Source organism: Amorphus orientalis, from assembly GCF_030814015.1.
Taxonomy (GTDB): Bacteria; Pseudomonadota; Alphaproteobacteria; order Rhizobiales; family Amorphaceae; genus Amorphus; species Amorphus orientalis.
The window spans coordinates 988846-1004336 of record NZ_JAUSUL010000002.1 but is presented as its reverse complement, the minus strand read 5'-3'; the positions used below and the strand labels follow the sequence as shown (position 1 = coordinate 1004336).

At 66.4% G+C, this 15491-nt stretch carries 16 protein-coding genes and 1 tRNA gene; 9 read left to right on the top strand and 8 right to left on the bottom strand.

Annotated features, from left to right (window positions below; translation table 11 throughout):
- Positions 1 to 2: 2 nt before the first annotated feature.
- Positions 3 to 79: transfer RNA gene (locus J2S73_RS12435), tRNA-Pro, on the bottom strand.
- A 257-nt stretch (positions 80 to 336) separates the two neighbouring features.
- On the opposite strand from J2S73_RS12435, the gene J2S73_RS12430 reads away from it, so the two are divergent.
- Complete coding sequence (locus J2S73_RS12430; protein WP_306885859.1) at positions 337 to 1602, top strand: hypothetical protein; 1266 nt, start codon at positions 337 to 339, stop codon at positions 1600 to 1602.
- 15 nt (positions 1603 to 1617) lie between these two features.
- On the opposite strand, the gene J2S73_RS12425 is transcribed toward J2S73_RS12430, so the two are convergent.
- Positions 1618 to 1827: a DUF2842 domain-containing protein gene (locus J2S73_RS12425; protein ID WP_306885858.1), complete on the bottom strand. Its 210-nt coding sequence runs from the start codon at positions 1825 to 1827 to the stop codon at positions 1618 to 1620.
- Positions 1828 to 1953: 126 nt separating this feature from the next.
- Here J2S73_RS12425 and J2S73_RS12420 point away from each other — a divergent pair, with 126 nt between their 5' ends.
- The gene (locus J2S73_RS12420) at positions 1954 to 3054 is read left to right on the top strand and encodes a COX15/CtaA family protein (RefSeq protein ID WP_306885857.1); all 1101 of its coding nucleotides are present in this window, start codon (positions 1954 to 1956) and stop codon (positions 3052 to 3054) included.
- Between the two features lie 69 nt (positions 3055 to 3123).
- Here J2S73_RS12420 and J2S73_RS12415 read toward each other — a convergent pair whose 3' ends face one another.
- Positions 3124 to 4410 carry an O-acetylhomoserine aminocarboxypropyltransferase gene (locus J2S73_RS12415; RefSeq protein ID WP_306885856.1) on the bottom strand — a complete coding sequence of 429 codons (1287 nt, stop codon included), beginning with the start codon at positions 4408 to 4410 and terminating at the stop codon, positions 3124 to 3126.
- Between the two features lie 200 nt (positions 4411 to 4610).
- Between J2S73_RS12415 and J2S73_RS12410 the strand changes: the two genes are divergently transcribed.
- A complete protein-coding gene (locus J2S73_RS12410) occupies positions 4611 to 5831 on the top strand; it encodes a glycerophosphodiester phosphodiesterase family protein (RefSeq protein WP_306885855.1) in 1221 nt (406 codons plus the stop codon).
- A gap of 70 nt (positions 5832 to 5901) precedes the next feature.
- Here J2S73_RS12410 and J2S73_RS12405 read toward each other — a convergent pair whose 3' ends face one another.
- Genes J2S73_RS12405 through J2S73_RS12395 form a run of 3 tightly spaced genes read right to left on the bottom strand, consistent with a single transcriptional unit; the run spans position 5902 to position 7763 of the window.
- A complete protein-coding gene (locus J2S73_RS12405) occupies positions 5902 to 6393 on the bottom strand; it encodes a GNAT family N-acetyltransferase (protein WP_306885854.1) in 492 nt (163 codons plus the stop codon).
- A gap of 14 nt (positions 6394 to 6407) precedes the next feature.
- Complete coding sequence (locus tag J2S73_RS12400; protein ID WP_306885853.1) at positions 6408 to 6935, bottom strand: CoA-binding protein; 528 nt, start codon at positions 6933 to 6935, stop codon at positions 6408 to 6410.
- 3 nt (positions 6936 to 6938) lie between these two features.
- Complete coding sequence (locus J2S73_RS12395; RefSeq protein ID WP_306885852.1) at positions 6939 to 7763, bottom strand: enoyl-CoA hydratase; 825 nt, start codon at positions 7761 to 7763, stop codon at positions 6939 to 6941.
- A gap of 200 nt (positions 7764 to 7963) precedes the next feature.
- Between J2S73_RS12395 and J2S73_RS12390 the strand changes: the two genes are divergently transcribed.
- From J2S73_RS12390 to rpsI, 3 genes are all read left to right on the top strand, one after another.
- Positions 7964 to 8404 (top strand): PaaI family thioesterase, encoded by a 441-nt coding sequence (locus J2S73_RS12390; RefSeq protein WP_306885851.1) that lies wholly within the window; start codon positions 7964 to 7966, stop codon positions 8402 to 8404.
- Positions 8405 to 8658: 254 nt separating this feature from the next.
- On the top strand, positions 8659 to 9123 hold the full coding sequence (rplM, locus tag J2S73_RS12385) for a 50S ribosomal protein L13 (RefSeq protein ID WP_306885850.1): 465 nt from the start codon (positions 8659 to 8661) through the stop codon (positions 9121 to 9123).
- Positions 9123 to 9611 (top strand): 30S ribosomal protein S9, encoded by a 489-nt coding sequence (gene rpsI / locus J2S73_RS12380; protein ID WP_306885849.1) that lies wholly within the window; start codon positions 9123 to 9125, stop codon positions 9609 to 9611. The genes rplM and rpsI overlap by 1 nt, the downstream gene beginning before the upstream one ends.
- Before the next feature lie 151 nt (positions 9612 to 9762).
- On the opposite strand, the gene J2S73_RS12375 is transcribed toward rpsI, so the two are convergent.
- Entirely contained in the window at positions 9763 to 11364 is a 1602-nt protein-coding gene (locus tag J2S73_RS12375; RefSeq protein WP_306885848.1) for an APC family permease, read from the bottom strand.
- Between the two features lie 232 nt (positions 11365 to 11596).
- On the opposite strand from J2S73_RS12375, the gene speB reads away from it, so the two are divergent.
- The 3 genes from speB (at position 11597) to J2S73_RS12360 (ending at position 14727) form a co-directional block, all read left to right on the top strand.
- The gene (gene speB / locus J2S73_RS12370; RefSeq protein WP_306885847.1) at positions 11597 to 12571 is read left to right on the top strand and encodes an agmatinase; all 975 of its coding nucleotides are present in this window, start codon (positions 11597 to 11599) and stop codon (positions 12569 to 12571) included.
- 124 nt (positions 12572 to 12695) lie between these two features.
- The gene (gene argC / locus J2S73_RS12365) at positions 12696 to 13748 is read left to right on the top strand and encodes an N-acetyl-gamma-glutamyl-phosphate reductase (RefSeq protein ID WP_306885846.1); all 1053 of its coding nucleotides are present in this window, start codon (positions 12696 to 12698) and stop codon (positions 13746 to 13748) included.
- Between the two features lie 136 nt (positions 13749 to 13884).
- Positions 13885 to 14727 (top strand): isocitrate lyase/PEP mutase family protein, encoded by an 843-nt coding sequence (locus J2S73_RS12360; RefSeq protein ID WP_306885845.1) that lies wholly within the window; start codon positions 13885 to 13887, stop codon positions 14725 to 14727.
- A 160-nt stretch (positions 14728 to 14887) separates the two neighbouring features.
- Here the strand turns inward: J2S73_RS12360 and J2S73_RS12355 are convergent, their stop codons facing one another.
- Positions 14888 to 15397 (bottom strand): DUF2165 family protein, encoded by a 510-nt coding sequence (locus J2S73_RS12355; RefSeq protein ID WP_306885844.1) that lies wholly within the window; start codon positions 15395 to 15397, stop codon positions 14888 to 14890.
- Positions 15398 to 15491 lie beyond the last annotated feature (94 nt).

Sequence of the window (15491 nt, the reverse complement as noted above, 5' to 3'; positions counted from 1 at the left end):
AGTGGTCGGAGCGGCGGGACTCGAACCCACGACCTCCTGCGCCCCATGCAGGCGCGCTACCAGGCTGCGCTACGCTCCGACAGTGTCCCGGTAGGTATCTGTTTGGGGGCGCGGGTTCAAGCGACAAACGGAAGATTGGTCACCGAACGTGCGGATCGGCCGGTCGGTCGGGTTTGCCGGGCCGCATTAACGGGAGTCTTACGCTTTTGCTCCACAGTCGATGACTGGAGGGAGACAAGCGACATGCGTAGCCGTCCGTCATCAGCACTCGATCAATCCACCGATTCGCCGGGAGCTTCCGCGCGCCGCCAGATGCCGCGCCTCTGGGCGCTGTGCATGAGCGGTCTCGGCGTCGCATTGCTCTTCAGCGTCATCGCCGCCTTCGCTGCTCCGGCCGAGCATCGCGCCGAGGTCGGTCTCTGGCTCGGTCCCGACGTGCGCAAGGGGCTGGATGCCGGGGCGATCGCGCCGCTCGTCCAGTCGGAAATCCTTCAGCGCGCGGCGCTGGCGACGCTCGCCCGCCGGCACAGCCTCGACCGTCTTCACGCTGCCTTGCCGGCGCCCGGTCCGATCGATCCGGTGGCCCGGCTCGGCAGCCTGTTCATCTCGCCGGCGCTCTCGTCGGACGAGCGTCTTGTCGACGGTCTTTCGCGGCGGCTGTCCGTTGCCGCGACCGGCGACCGCCGTCTGGTGATCACCGTCGTGGCCCGGGATCCGACGATCGCCGCGGATGCCGCCGGCGCGTTTGCCGGCGACCTGTCCTCGCGTCTGGAAGGGCTGACCGGTGCCGGCCTGTCGATCCGGCAGACGGCGCATAGCGTCGAGCAGGTCAGCCGCTTCGACGATCTCACCCTGTGTCTGGCGGGCCTCTTCGCCGGTACGGCAGTCGGTGCTGCTTTCGCCGGCAGGCGCGCGCCGCGACCGCTTCCGGCCGGATCGCCTTCCATGCCCGTCACCGCATCGCTTCCCGCGAAGGGGACGTCCTGGGTGGTCGCGCGGCGCAGCCCGGCCGCCTCCGCGTTTCCGCTCTATCCCGGGGAAGACAAGCGCAGCCGTGCGTTGGCGAACGCCGTCTGGACGGCGCTTGAAAATCGTGAAGAAGCGTCTCAGCGTCTCGTCCTGACGGGCGCCAAGGCCGGCCGCCGCCAGCTTGCCAGCGAACTGGCCGGAATGGTGGCGCGGAACGGGGGGCGCGCTCTGGTCATCGATCTGGCCGACGACCTTGCCGGAGCCCAGGATACCGTACGGGCGGGGTTCCGCGATCTCGCCGCCGGCCTCGTCCAGTGCGACGCGGTCATCGTGCGCGAGGCATCGTCAGGCGTCCATTTCATGGGACGGGGCTTCAGCCGGGAGGCCGGCACGGAAGAGACGGTGCCGGACGTCTTGGCGGCGCTGGAATCGACCTACGATCTGGTGATCGTGATCAGCGACGAGCAGACAGATGCCGATCCGGTCGAGGCGGCGATCTATCGCGGTGCGGTGGCGCTCATCGTGGCGCATCGATCCGACGCGCGAATCTGGCCGCGTCTGGACACGTTGACGGCGGCCGGGGTGGCCGACGCGCTTCTGTGCCCGCTGGAGCGCAACAAGACCCGCATCTGAACGGAGCCCGGCTCTTCAGGACGGGTCGGGCCGGGCCATCCAGCGGATCAGCAGCCCGGCCGGGATCACCCAGACCAGCCCTGCAATGGCGTAGTAGATCGTCTGGGCCCACGTGGCCGACTGGGCGAACATGGTCGCGCCGATCAGCATCGCGAACAGGGCGTAGACGATCACGAACACCGCCATCGTGATCGTTCCGATCAGCTTGCGCAGATTCTGGCTCATGGGTCTCCTTGATCCGAAACGAGGCCGGGGGCTGCGTCCGCTGGCCGCATCCGGGTGCGAAGCCGCAGTCATGCCCGGCAGGATGATCTATATCTGCCGGCGACGATTTCCACGAGTCGGATGCAGATGCCAAACACACCGTCCGCCGCCCACACAGAATCCGCGCTTCCCGCCATCCGCACCTGGCTTCTGTGCGTGGCGGCGCTGATCGTCGCCATGATCGTGGTGGGCGGCGCGACGCGGCTGACCGATTCCGGCCTCTCCATCACCGAATGGAAGCCGATCCACGGGGTGATCCCGCCGCTGAGCGCCGCGGAGTGGCACGAGGAATTCGAGAAGTACCGCCAGATTCCGGAATACCAGCTCATCAACAAGGGGATGAGCCTCTCGGAGTTCAAGGCGATCTTCTGGTGGGAATGGGCGCATCGCTTTCTGGGCCGGTTCATCGGCATCGCGTTCTTCCTGCCGATGGTGGTGTTCTGGGCGCGCGGCCAGGTGCCGGGCTGGCTCAAGCCGCGGCTCGTGGGGCTTTTCCTGCTGGGTGGACTGCAGGGCGCCGTCGGCTGGTGGATGGTGGCATCGGGCCTGGTCGACCGGGTCGACGTCAGCCAGTACCGGCTCGCGACCCATCTGACGCTGGCCTGCCTCATCCTGGCGGCGATCGTCTGGACCGCAGAAGGTCTCAAGCTGCACAGGCACGGGGTTCGAACACCGGCACCCGACCGGACCAGATGGATGGCGTGGGGCTTCCTCGCCCTGATCGTGGTCCAGATCTTCCTGGGCGGCCTGCTCGCAGGGCTCGATGCGGGCATGGTCTACAACACCTGGCCGCTGATGGACGGCCGGCTGATCCCGTCAGGGCTCTTCTTCGAGAGTCCCTGGTGGATCAACGCGTTCGAGAACCGCCTGACCGTGCAGTTCGACCACCGCATGATGGGGTATGCGATCGTCGTTTTCGCCGCCGTTCAATGGCTCGTTGCTGCACGTACCGCGGGCCGCTCCGCGGTGAGCAGTCGCGCCGGATTGCTGTTCGGGTTCGTCATCGTCCAGGCGGTGATCGGGATCGCCACGGTGGTTCTCGTCGTGCCTCTGATGCTGGCGCTCGCCCATCAGCTGACGGCGGCGCTCCTGCTGTGGGCTGCCGTGGTGCACGCACGGCGGACGGTGGCGGAAAACCGTCAGCCGGCGCTTTCGGCCGAAATTGAAAAAGGCGCCGTAAGCGCCTGATTCGAAATCTGGATCCGGGATTGCGACCGCCCGGATCGGGATGACCCGGGCGGGATGTCCTGAAAGCCCTTACGCCTTCGGCAGGGCCTGGTCGAGATCCTCGATGATGTCGGCGACGTCCTCGATGCCGACGGAGAGGCGAACCACGTCCGGTCCGGCGCCGGCGGCCACCTTCTGCTCGTCGTCCAACTGGCGGTGCGTCGTCGACGCCGGGTGGATAATCAGCGAACGGGTGTCGCCGATGTTCGCCAGGTGGGAGAACATCTTCACGTTCGACACGAGACCGACCCCGGCCTCGTAGCCGCCCTTGAGGCCGAAGGTGAACACCGCGCCGGCGCCCTTGGGGCAGTATTTCTTGGCGAGCGCGTTGTACTTGTCGCCGGGCAGGCCCGGGTAGCTGACCCATTCGACGGCCGGATGGCCCGACAGGAATTCGGCGACCTTGAGGGCGTTGTCGGAGTGGCGCTGCATGCGCAGTGGCAGGGTCTCGATGCCGGTCAGGATCATGAAGGCGTTGAACGGCGACAGGGCCGGACCGATGTCCCTGAGTCCGAGCACGCGGCAGGCGATGGCGAAGGCGAAATTGCCGAACGTCTCGTGCAGCACCATGCCCTGATATTCCGGCCGCGGCTCGGAAAGCATCGGATAGCGGTCGGTCTTGGACCAGTCGAAGCTACCGCCGTCGACGATCACGCCGCCGATCGAATTGCCGTGGCCGCCGAGGAACTTGGTCGCCGAATGAACGACGATGTCGGCGCCGTGCTCGAGCGGGCGGCAGAGATAGGGGCTGGCCATCGTGTTGTCGACGATCAGCGGAATTCCGGCGCGCTTCGCCACCTCGGCAATGCCCTCGATATCGAGGATCACGCCGCCGGGGTTGGCGATCGACTCGATGAAGATCGCCTTGGTCTTCGGGGTGATGGCCGCCTCGAAGCTGGAAACGTCATCCGGATCGGCCCAGACCACGTTCCAGCCGAAATTCTTGAAGGAATGGGTGAACTGGTTGATCGAGCCGCCATAGAGCTTGCGGGAGGCGACGAACTCGTCGCCGGGCTGCATCAGGGCGTGGAAGACCAGGACCTGGGCGGCGTGGCCGGACGCGACGCCGAGGCCGGCCGTTCCGCCTTCCAGCGCGGCGACCCGCTCCTCGAGCACGGCGACGGTCGGATTGGTGATGCGGGTGTAGATGTTGCCGAAGGCCTGCAGTCCGAACAGCGACGCAGCATGGTCGACGTCGTCGAAGACGTACGAGGTCGTCTGGTAGATCGGCGTCGCCCGCGATCCGGTGGTGGGATCGGGCTGCGCGCCGGCGTGAATGGCGAGCGTGGAGAAACCGGGTTCGTGGTCCTGGCTCATGGTCGACCTCCCTGTCGTTGCAAGCGCAAATCCAATGTCCGTCCTTAACGGGTGCGCGGCCGGATCGCCAGCGTTGCGTCGGGTCTGGCAACGGGGCCGGGCTTCACGGAACTGAGATGGAAACTTCACGAAACCGTCGAGCGGATGTCGTCAATCCCGGCCAATGGGAACGCTGGGAATTCTCATCAAGGAGTGATGACATGCGATACGGCCTTGCCGCCCTGGCGCTCGCCTCGGCCCTGACCTCCGGCGGTGCTGCGCTCGCCCAGAGCGATGCACCGGTTCCGCTCAGCTACGGCGTCCGCCCGTTCTATCTGGTGGACAAGCTGCCCGACGGCGAACTGAAGGAGAAGCTTGCGGCCTGCATGAACCAGACCCCGGCCAGGACCGCGTTCTCGATCGGTCATCGCGGGGCGCCGCTTCAGTTCCCCGAGCACACGGTGGAGTCCAATCTGGCCGCCGCCCGCCAGGGCGTCGGGATCCTGGAGTGCGACGTCACCTTCACGAAGGACAAGGAACTCGTCTGCCGGCATGCCCAGAACGATCTGCACACGACGACCAACATCGTCGCGACGGATCTGGCGGAGAAGTGCACGCAGCCGTTCACGCCGGCGTCCGACGGTGCAGAGGCTGCCGCCGAGTGCCGCACGTCGGACATCACGCTGGCCGAGTTCAGGACGCTGAAGCCGAAGATGGACGCGGCCGACAAGTCGGCCACCACGGCCGAAGCCTATCTCGGCGGCACGCCCGACTTCCGGACCGATCTCTATGTCGACGACGCGCAGCTGATGACCCACAAGGAGTCCATCGAGCTGTTCAAGAGCCTCGGCGCCAAGTTCACACCGGAGCTCAAGGATCCGTCCGTGGACATGCCGTTCGACGGCTTCTCCATGGATGACTACGCCCAGAAGATGATCGACGAGTACAAGGACGCGGGCATCCCGGCGTCCGATCTCTTCCCGCAGTCGTTCAATCTCGACGTGATCAGGTACTGGGTCGAGAACGAGCCGGAGTACGGCCGGCAGGCCGTCTATCTCGTCGAGCCCGACGACAGCTGGGACGGCAGCGACCCGTCGACCTGGGAGCACAGCCCGGCCGATATCGCCGACATGGGGATCAATTATCTGGCCCCGTCGATCAACATGCTGGTCGACCTGGACGACAGCGGCGAGATCGTGCCCTCCGACTATGCCAAGGCGGCGAAGGAAGCGGGCCTGACGCTGATCTCCTGGTCGCTGGAGCGCTCCGGTCCGCTCGCTAACGGCGGCGGCTGGTACTACAACTCCGTGACCGACGCGATCGACAGCGACAGCGACTATTACGCCGTCCTCGACGTGCTCGCCCAGGACGTGGGCGTGGTCGGCGTATTCTCCGACTGGCCGGCGACGGTGACCTACTACGCCAACTGCACCGGTCTCTGATCGGTCGGAGCTCCCGAACCGGGCGAGGGCGGTCCCGGCCGCCCTCTGCCCCCGCTCGGCGCCGCAGCCGTCAGGCCGTGTCGAGACGATATTTCAGGAATTCGCTGCCCTCGTAGTCGATCCGGTCGATCAGGCGCGCTCCGAGCCGGTCCAGCCCGCGCAGGTGCCTGCGGGACGGCGGCAGCAGGAACGTCACGTATGGGATGCGGGGATCGGCGCGGGCGAACGCCAGCGCCTTGCGCGTGATCCGGGCGCCGAGCCCGAAGCGCTCCGGCAGCAGGACCAGGCCGTAGTCCCATTCCGCGCCTTCTTTCTGGAACCCACCCCATCCGACATAGTCGCCGTCACAGAGGATGGCCCAGTGGCCGAGGCCGTCGCGGGCCCAGGAGGCCTCCTTGGTGGCGACGAATTCGGCGCACCGCTCCCGGTCCCAGGCGCCGGTCGCCAGCGGCATGTGCGCGGTCACGCGCGGATCCGACATGTGGGCGATGATGGCCGCCGGATCGACTGCGGTCAGGCGCGCGAACGAAATGCCGGTGTCGGATGCTGACATGGTTGCCATGGGCGGTCCGGCACTTACGGCTTCGATTTGTGGAGCCCCAGATGCTGGACGCCCTGCTGCCGCAGCGGGCGGCGCGCGGAGATCTGGCGGGAATTCACGCCGGACCACGAGATCTCGCCGGACAGCCGCGCGTATTCGATCTTCGGGCAGCGGTCCATGACCACCTGCATGCCGGCTTCCTCGGCTTCAGCGGCCGCGTCGTCGTTGCGGATGCCGAGCTGCATCCAGATCACCTTCGGACGCGGCTGAAGGGCGATCGCCTCGGCGACGATCGTCGGGACCGCGTCGGACCGGCGAAAGATGTCGACCATGTCGATCGGCTCTGGGATATCCGAAAGCGACCGGAAGACGGGCTGGTCGAGGATGGTGCCGCCGGCCTGGCCCGGGTTGATGGGGAAGACCCGGTAGCCCTTCGCCAGAAGATATTTCACGACGAAATAGGAGGGGCGCACCGCGTTCGCGCTCGCCCCGACGACGGCGACCGTCGAGACCGAATGCAGGATGTCGCGCACATAGTCGTCGCTGTAGCGATCGTGATCCACGGGTCAGCGCCCCTCCCAGTGGGGTTCGCGCTTGCCGACGAAGGCGGACAGTCCCTCCTTGCCGTCCCGGGTCATCAGATTGTCGACCATGACAGTCGAGCAGTGGGCGTAGGCATCCTGCAGGCCCTTCTCGATCTGGGCGTAATAGGCTTCCTTGCCCATCTGCAGCACCAGCGGCGACTTGGTGGCGATGCGCTCCGCGAGTGCCATGGTCTCCTCGGTCAGCTTGTCGTCGGGGACCACGTGGTTGACCAGGCCGATCTTGTCGGCGTGGCCGGCGGAAATCAGATCGCCGGTCATCAGCATTTCCAAAGCGTCCTTCCGGTCGACCGCGCGCGACAACGGCACCATCGGCGTCGAGCAGAACAGTCCGAACGTCACGCCGGTGGTGCCGAACCGGGCGCTTTCGGCCGCAACGGCAATGTCACAGGCGGCGACGAGCTGGCAGCCCGCGGCGGCGGCAACGGAGTGGACTTCCGCGATGATCGGTCGGGGATTGCGCGCGATGCCGTACATCAAGGCCGAGCACTGGTCGAACAGCCCCTGGAAGAACGCCCGGCCGCCGTCCGGGTCCTCGTAGTGGGCCGTCATCGCCTTCAGATCGTGGCCGACGCAGAAGGCCGGCCCTTCCGCTGCGATGACCACGCACCGGATGTCGCTATCGGAAGCGGCTCGCTCGAGCGCTTCGTCGAGGGCCGCCATCATCTCGCTGGTCAGAAGGTTGCGGCGCTTCTCGTCGATCAGGACCAGACGGCGGACCCGGCCGACGGTCTCCTCGCGGACGAGATCGCTGGCATCCAGGGGCGGGGCAGTGTCTGTCATGGCCATGGCGGTTTCTCCCGTTTGCCGGTGTGTCCGGACGTGGGGACCTGGGGCCGCCGTTCCGGATCTGTCGCGCCGATCGGAGCGAACGGTGCCCGGAAAGGTCGGGACTGGCAAGTCACGCACGGGTCAACCCGCTGGACCCCGGCGTCGCCTTCCGGCACATCTCTGACAACGGGAAAAGACGAAAGGGAGGTGGGCGTTCCATGGAGTCGGTTGGCGAGATCGCGAAGTTCCTGGCGAAGGAATTCCCGCCGGTGTTCGGGCCGGATCGGGGCTGCAGCGTCGAGGTTGCCGAAGCGGGCAGGGCGGTGTGCCGGCTCGTGCCGACCGACGACCACCTCCGGCCGGGAAACATCGTGTCGGGTCCGACCATGATGATGCTCGCCGACGCGACCGCCTATGCCGCGCTGCTATCGATCTATCCCGGAGCCATCCAGGCGGTCACCACCAACCTCTCCATCAACTTCATGAGGTCGATCCCGGCCGGTGCGGCCGTGGTGGCCGAATGCGAAATCATCAAGCCCGGCAAACGGCTTGCGGTCATCACCTGCGAGGTGAGAGGCGCGGACACGTCCGATATCGCCGCCCATGTGGTCATGACCTACTCGGTGCCGCCGACGGCAAACGATGTGAAGGTATCATAATACCATACGGGCAAGATCCTGTTTTTTCGGCGAAAATTTCGTCTGAAGCGGCTTGACTGGCGCGCGCCGTCCGCTTATTTCCACGTCCATTCGCGACATTGGCCGTCTCGACGACGGTTGGCGGACACGCCAGCCGACCGGATCGTTTCGGTGTTCGCGCCAGATTGAAGGCCGTCCGCTCTTCCCGTTCGGGTAGAGGTTTCGGCCGAAATGAGGACGGCCCGCAAGGGCGGGACCCAATCAAGGGTGAAGCCATGAAAACCCCATCGGTCAAACCGGCCGAAGTTGAAAAGAAGTGGATCGTCATCGATGCCGAGGACCTGGTGGTCGGTCGGCTCGCGGCGATCGTCGCCAACCGTCTCCGCGGCAAGCACAAGGCGATCTACACGCCCCACGTGGACTGCGGCGACAACGTGATCGTGGTCAATGCCGACAAGGTGCGGCTGACCGGCCGGAAGTACGAGAACAAGAAGTACTACTGGCACACCGGCTATCCGGGCGGCATCAAGGAGCGCACCGCGCGCGCCCTGATCGAGGGCCGGTTCCCGGAGCGCGTCATCGAGGCGGCCGTCCGCCGGATGATCCCGCGCGGTCCGCTCGGCCGTCAGCAGTTCAAGAACCTGCACGTCTATGCCGGCCCCGAGCATCCGCATGAGGCCCAGAAGCCCGAGCCGCTGGATATCGCGGCGCTGAGCCGCAAGAACAAGAGGGAAGACTAATGTCCGATCAGCTGCAGTCCCTCGAAGAGCTGGGATCGGCGCTGGGCAGCGGTGACGCCGCCGTCGAGAGCCAGCCGGTTCACGTCCAGAAACTGGACGCCCAGGGCCGCGCCTACGCCACCGGCAAGCGCAAGGACGCCGTCGCCCGCGTGTGGGTCCGTCCCGGCACCGGCAAGATCCAGATCAACAAGAAGGACTACACGGGCTATTTCGCCCGCCCGGTCCTTCAGATGGTGATCCGTCAGCCGATCGTCGCCGCCGACCGCGACGGCCAGTTCGACATCGTCGCCACGGTTTCCGGCGGCGGTCTGTCCGGCCAGGCCGGTGCGGTCCGTCACGGCATCGCCAAGGCGCTGACCCACTACGAGCCGGAGCTGCGCAGCGTGCTCAAGCGCGGCGGCTTCCTCACCCGCGACTCCCGCGTGGTCGAGCGCAAGAAGTACGGCCGCCGGAAGGCGCGTCGGAGCTTCCAGTTCTCCAAGCGCTGATTTCAGGCGCAGGCGGGACGGTCTCCGGACCGTTCGCCGACGGAACCAGGAATCAGAAAGGGCCCGCTTTCGGCGGGCCCTTTTTTTGTGCGCGACAAACCGGACGGAGCGGGCGGGGGCGGCCCAAGAGGGCCTTGCCGCACGCCGGCCGTCAGGCTTCGTGGCCGTACTCGGCGCGCTCGAAGATGCGCTCCTCTTCCATGTAGCGGTCGAACTTCTCCTTGGTCAGCTTCGAGCGCTGCGCCAGAAGGAACGTGCCGATCGCAAGGATCGCTACGAGGAGCTGATCCCACCCGAACGGGATGATGCCGAGACCGTCGCCGAAATGGCCGAGGGCGGAGATCACGCCGATTCCGATGAGGTAGGGGATCAGCCAGACGGCTTCCGCGAGATCGAGCTGGGCCGGACCGTGGTCGCGGCCGAACCAGAACCGGCTCAACACGAACCAGGCAAAGCCGATCGCGAGCGCGATGCCGAGCCGCCAGATCGTGTCCCAGCCGCTCCAGTAGACGACGAGGGTCGCGATGATGAACGCGATCCCGGCGGTGACGCGCACAAGCGGGACCTTGAACGAGCGAGGGCGGTCGGGAAGCAGCGAGCGCAGGGCGACGACGGAAATCGGGCCGACCACGAAAGAAAGCACGATCGCAGCGCCGTTGAGGGCCACCACTTCCTGGAACGGCATCAGCACGAAGAACAGGGACGACACGACGAAGTTCAGGAACAGGGCGTAGAGCGGCACGCCGCGGTTGGAGATCTCCAGGAAGAGCCTGGAAAACAGGCCGTTCTGAGCGAGGGCAAGGGCCAGACGGCCGTTGGAGCCGGACGAGACCAGACCGGCGGCGAAGGTCGAGGTGACGGCGCCCACGTTGAGCAGGCTGACCAGCCACAGGATGCCGATCGCGCTGGCGATCGCCGCCATCGGGCCGAGCTGGTGGCCGAGCGAGAGGTTCTTCCAGCCGTTCGCCATCTGCTCAGGCGTGATCGCGCCGATGAAGGCGATCTGCAACAGGCCGTAGAGGACGAAGGCGATGCCCACGGCGAGCATCAGCGCGGCGGGAATTGTGAACTTCGGGTTCTTGGTCTCGCCGGCCATGTCGATGGCGTGGCGGAAGCCGATGAAGGCGAAGATGATGCCGCCGCTGGAGACCGCCGCCAGGATGCCCTGGAGACCATAGGGCGCGAAGCCGCCAGAGGCCTCGCTGGTGAAGTTGTCGCCGTTGAAGATGGAGAACAGGATGATGACGGCCAGCAGGATCGGGATGCCGATCTTGGCCCAGGTGAGCGTCGAGTTGACGTAGGCGAAGAATTTCACGCCGACGGCGTTGATCAGCGTGAACACCAGGAGCAGGGCGGTGCAGATGGCAATGCCCCACGCGGAGAGCTCCGAAGTGCCGCTGCCGACATAGAGCCATGGGGTGTGCGGGGCGAGGTAGTGAAGCATGGCTTCCACCTCGATCGGCGCGGTGGTGTTGTAACCCACCCAGGCCGACCAGCCCATGGCCATGGCGACGACGTTGCCATGGCTGAACTGGGGGACGCGGGCGATGCCGCCCGGCACCGGGAGCATGGCGGAAATCTCGGCGAAGGTGATCGCCAGAAGCAGCATGGCAACGGCGCCGATGCCCCAGGAGATCAGCGAGGCGGGGCCGGCGTACTGACTGGCGGCGAGCGGGGCGAACAGCCAGCCCGACCCGATCATGCCGCTGATGGCGACGAAGGTGAGACCGATCAGCCCGATCTCTCGCTTCATGTGATGCATACTCTGGAGCCCCCTGTTGCTTTCCGGCGGGTTCCGCTCCGCCGTCTTGTCGCCCCGAGGGGTGGAGCCTACGCGAGTCCCAACCTCTTTGTCAGTTCCGAGATTTCAGGCGCGCACAGGTTCGGCCGGGCAACACGTGTCGCGGCAACGGCGTTGTCGCGCACCGCCAAAGCCGATAAACGAGCCTCGGTTCCTTTTTCTCGGCGCATCCGGCGAAGACATGATGAGCGATCCCTCGCTGCCGCGGCCGACGGATAATGCCTTCACCGGCGCGTCCGTCTATGGCGGCTCCCACGAAGCGACCTACGCCGGCGTGACGTCGTTCATGCGCCGCCGGCTGACGCGCGATCTGCGCGGCGTCGATCTCGTGGTGTGGGGCATTCCGTTCGATGCGGCCGTGTCGAACCGGCCGGGCGCGCGGTTCGGTCCCCAGGCCGTCCGTCGGGCGTCGGCGATCTTCGACGGCGATCCGCAGTATCCGTTCGAGGCCGATCCCTTCGAGACCCTGGCCGTGATCGACTATGGCGACTGCGCGCTGGACTACGGCTTCCATGACCGGGTGCCGGGGGAGATCGCGCGCCAGGCCGGCGCGATTCTCGATGCGGGCTGCCATCTGTTTTCCATCGGCGGGGACCATTTCGTGACGCTGCCGCTCCTGGAAGCCCACGCGGCGCGGCACGGGCCGCTGGGTCTGGTCCAGTTCGACGCCCATCAGGACACGTGGCCGGACCTGGAAGGGCGGATCGATCACGGCAGCTTCGTGGGCCGCGCGGTCCGCGCCGGTCTGATCGATCCGGACCGCTCGATCCAGGTGGGGATCCGGACCCATGCGCCGGAGACATGCGGGATCGAGATCGTCGACGGCGACGCCGTCGAACGGCTCGGGGTGGACGGCGTGATCGAGCGGATCAGGACGCGGGTCGGCACCGGGCCCGCGTATATGACGTTCGACATCGACTGCCTTGATCCGGCCTTCGCACCGGGGACGGGAACGCCGGTCGCCGGCGGGCTGACGAGCCGGGAGGCCATGATCATCCTGCGCGGGCTCGGAGATCTCGACTTCGTCGGCGGCGATGTCGTCGAGGTTGCCCCCGCCTACGATCATGCCGACATCACCGCGATCGCCGGCGCCACCGTCGCGATGAGCTATGTGGGGCTTCATGCGGCACGACGACGAAAGGGCACGCCCGCCGGTTGACCGGTCACCCCGACCGCAACCCCGGACGGGCCGCATGCCCCTGGATCCTGCTTCAGCGCGACCGTGCCGTGCAGGGTCCGCTTCATCCTTCGACTGACGCTGAATTCGCCTCGAGGAGGCCTTTATGTCCAAGTCCTACAAGATCGCCGTTCTCGGCGCCTCCGGTTACACCGGCTCCGAACTCGTCCGCCTGCTTCTGCGGCATTCCGGTCTGGAGATCGCCGCGCTGTCGGCCGATTCCAAGGCCGGCAAGCCGATGGCGGAGGTCTTCCCGCAGTTTGCCGGCGTCGACCTGCCGGAACTGAAGAAGATCGACGCGATCGACCTCGCCGAGATCGACGGGGTGTTCTGCGCGCTGCCGCACGGAACGACCCAGGAGGTCATCTCCCAGACGCTGGCCAAAAAGCCGAATCTGAAGATCGTCGACCTGTCGGCCGATTTCCGCCTGGCGGATCTGGACGCTTACGCGGAATGGTACGGCCATCCGCACAAGGCGCCGGAGCTACAGGCCGAGGCCGTGTACGGCCTCGTCGAGATCCACCGGGAGAAGATCCGCACCGCACGGCTGGTCGCCAATCCCGGCTGCTACACGACGACGGCCGAACTGCCCGTGATCGCGCTTCTGCAGGCCGGCGCCATCGATCCCGAAGAGATCGTGATCGACGCCAAGACCGGCATGACCGGGGCAGGGCGCGCCGCCAAGGAGGGGATGCTCTTCTCGGAGGTCTCGGAAGGCATCCATGCCTACGGGGTCGGCAAGCACCGCCACATGGCGGAGCTGGACCAGGAATTCTCCGAGGCGGCCGGCAAGCCCGTGCGGCCGAGCTTCACGCCGCATCTGGCGCCGATGAACCGCGGCATCTATGCGACCACCTATGTGCGGGGAACCGGTGGCACGGACGCCGAGCGCATGCACGGCATCCTCGCCGACCGCTACGCGGACGAGCCGTTCGTCACGGTCCTGCCGTTCGGACAGGTGCCGCAGTCGCGGCACGTGCGGGGCTCCAACATGGTGCAGATCGGGGTCGTCGCCGACCGGCGGCCGGGCCGGGCCATCGTCATCTCCACCCTGGACAACCTCGTGAAGGGCGCGTCCGGCCAGGCGGTGCAGAACATGAACCTGGTCCTCGGCCTGCCGGAGACGATGGGGCTGGAGCAGGTGGCGCTGTTCCCGTGAGGCGATCGCGCTTCTGACGGTCTCAGAAGGGCGCTTTCGGGCGCCCTTTTTTTATGTCGGCGACGACTTGATCTTCGGGTCAAGAATGTTCACTCTATGTTCCGTAACGTGGGGGAGATTACGGGGAGGGGATTCTATGCCGGACCGTGCGGAGAAGGTCGACCGTCTGAGAGCGCTTCATCAGCGGGACCGGGCCTTCGTCGTGCCCAATCCATGGGATGCCGGCTCCGCCCGCCTTCTGACCGCCATGGGGTTCGAGGCGCTGGCGACCACCAGTGCCGGCTACGCGTTCTCCAAGGGAAAGCGGGATTCGTTCGCCGGCCTCAGCCGCGCCGAGGTCCTGGCCAATGCCGCCGAGATCGTCGCTGCGACGGACCTTCCGGTCTCTGCCGACCTGGAAGACGGGTTCGGTGCCGCGCCGGAAGCGTGCGCAGAGACCATCCGGAAGGCGTGCGATGTCGGTCTGGCGGGCGGATCGATCGAGGATGCGACCGGAGACGAGACGGCTCCGATCTACGAGCTCTCGCTGGCGGTGGACCGGGTGCGTGCGGCGTCCGAGGCGGCGCGCGAGGCGGGCTTCCTGCTGACGGCGAGGGCGGAGAACTATCTCTGGGAGAAGCCCGATCTCGACGACACCATCCGACGGCTTCAGGCGTTTTCGGAGGCCGGCGCCGATGTCCTTTACGCTCCGGGCCTTCCCGATATCGATGCGATCAGGGCGGTCTGCCGCGCCGTCGACAAGCCGGTGAACGTGGTGATGGGCCTCCAGGGGAAGACCTACAGCGTCGACGAGCTGTCCGAAGCCGGCGTTCGCCGGATCAGCGTCGGCGGTTCGTTTGCCCGGGCAGCCTTCGGCGGATTGAAGCGGGCGGCGGAAGAGGTGATGGCCCACGGCACCTTCACCTACGCCGAAGACGCGATGTCCGGATCTGAGCTGAGCCGGCTGATGTCACAGGCCAAATGCGACGATCGGCTGTAACCGCCTGTCCGACACGTCAGGCATGGACGGCAGTCGGCGAGAAACCGGATCGGAACCGCTCGGCGCCGGGCATACCGCCAAGAGACTCTCGTGGGCTCACAGAACACGGTGAGAGGCCGGCGGAATGTGGTCGCGCTCGCGCCGATCTCGTGCCCGGCGCTCACAGATGCTGGGGGCGTTCGCCGTCGTTGTCGAGAAACACGTAGATGCCGACGGCCAGGATCGTCATGTAGAAGCGGAAGGCCGCTTCCTGTCCGTTCCACATCTCCGACTGCCACATGGCGAACCATTCGCCACCGACGGTCATGAACCCGACGAACCAGAGCAGGAAGCCGAGGGTTACGCCGATCGCGGTCACGCTCTTGGCGCGCTGGAAGGCGGCCTTGGACGCGGTGATCCGGCGCGCCATGGCGATGGTCGCGGCGAGAAAGGCGAGGAAGGTGAGGCCCTCTGCAATAATGATGAGGGCATAGGCGGTCCGTTGGGCTTCCTCGCTGCGGACGGCGCGCCATTTCAGGTCGGAATCCGGAAAAATCGTGTCCATCGACAGGACGTGATGCACGAACTGCCAGTTGGTGCCGTAGTCCGCGAGGTTGCCGAGCGTGACCAGGAAACAGAACCCGGCAAGCCCGGCCGTGAGCAGGATCTTGGAGACGCGAATCATGAGCATGGACGATGGATCCGTCGATTGTCTGCTGGAGTCGAGCCGACCGTCGCGGTGCTCGTTGTGGACATGTCCCTGACCGAGATCCGTGACGACCGGT

Bases quoted from the DNA above. Each gene is read 5' to 3' on its own strand.
- rplM (WP_306885850.1), top strand. From the start codon at position 8,659: ATGAAAACCCCATCGGTCAAACCGGCCGAAGTTGAAAAGAAGTGGATC.
- J2S73_RS12405 (WP_306885854.1), bottom strand. From the start codon at position 6,393: ATGGCAACCATGTCAGCATCCGACACCGGCATTTCGTTCGCGCGCCTG.
- J2S73_RS12410 (WP_306885855.1), top strand. From the start codon at position 4,611: ATGCGATACGGCCTTGCCGCCCTGGCGCTCGCCTCGGCCCTGACCTCC.
- J2S73_RS12395 (WP_306885852.1), bottom strand. From the start codon at position 7,763: ATGGCCATGACAGACACTGCCCCGCCCCTGGATGCCAGCGATCTCGTC.
- J2S73_RS12355 (WP_306885844.1), bottom strand. From the start codon at position 15,397: ATGCTCATGATTCGCGTCTCCAAGATCCTGCTCACGGCCGGGCTTGCC.
- J2S73_RS12375 (WP_306885848.1), bottom strand. From the start codon at position 11,364: ATGAAGCGAGAGATCGGGCTGATCGGTCTCACCTTCGTCGCCATCAGC.
- rpsI (WP_306885849.1), top strand. From the start codon at position 9,123: ATGTCCGATCAGCTGCAGTCCCTCGAAGAGCTGGGATCGGCGCTGGGC.
- argC (WP_306885846.1), top strand. From the start codon at position 12,696: ATGTCCAAGTCCTACAAGATCGCCGTTCTCGGCGCCTCCGGTTACACC.
- speB (WP_306885847.1), top strand. From the start codon at position 11,597: ATGAGCGATCCCTCGCTGCCGCGGCCGACGGATAATGCCTTCACCGGC.
- J2S73_RS12390 (WP_306885851.1), top strand. From the start codon at position 7,964: ATGGAGTCGGTTGGCGAGATCGCGAAGTTCCTGGCGAAGGAATTCCCG.
- J2S73_RS12420 (WP_306885857.1), top strand. From the start codon at position 1,954: ATGCCAAACACACCGTCCGCCGCCCACACAGAATCCGCGCTTCCCGCC.
- J2S73_RS12430 (WP_306885859.1), top strand. From the start codon at position 337: ATGAGCGGTCTCGGCGTCGCATTGCTCTTCAGCGTCATCGCCGCCTTC.
- J2S73_RS12415 (WP_306885856.1), bottom strand. From the start codon at position 4,410: ATGAGCCAGGACCACGAACCCGGTTTCTCCACGCTCGCCATTCACGCC.
- J2S73_RS12425 (WP_306885858.1), bottom strand. From the start codon at position 1,827: ATGAGCCAGAATCTGCGCAAGCTGATCGGAACGATCACGATGGCGGTG.
- J2S73_RS12360 (WP_306885845.1), top strand. From the start codon at position 13,885: ATGCCGGACCGTGCGGAGAAGGTCGACCGTCTGAGAGCGCTTCATCAG.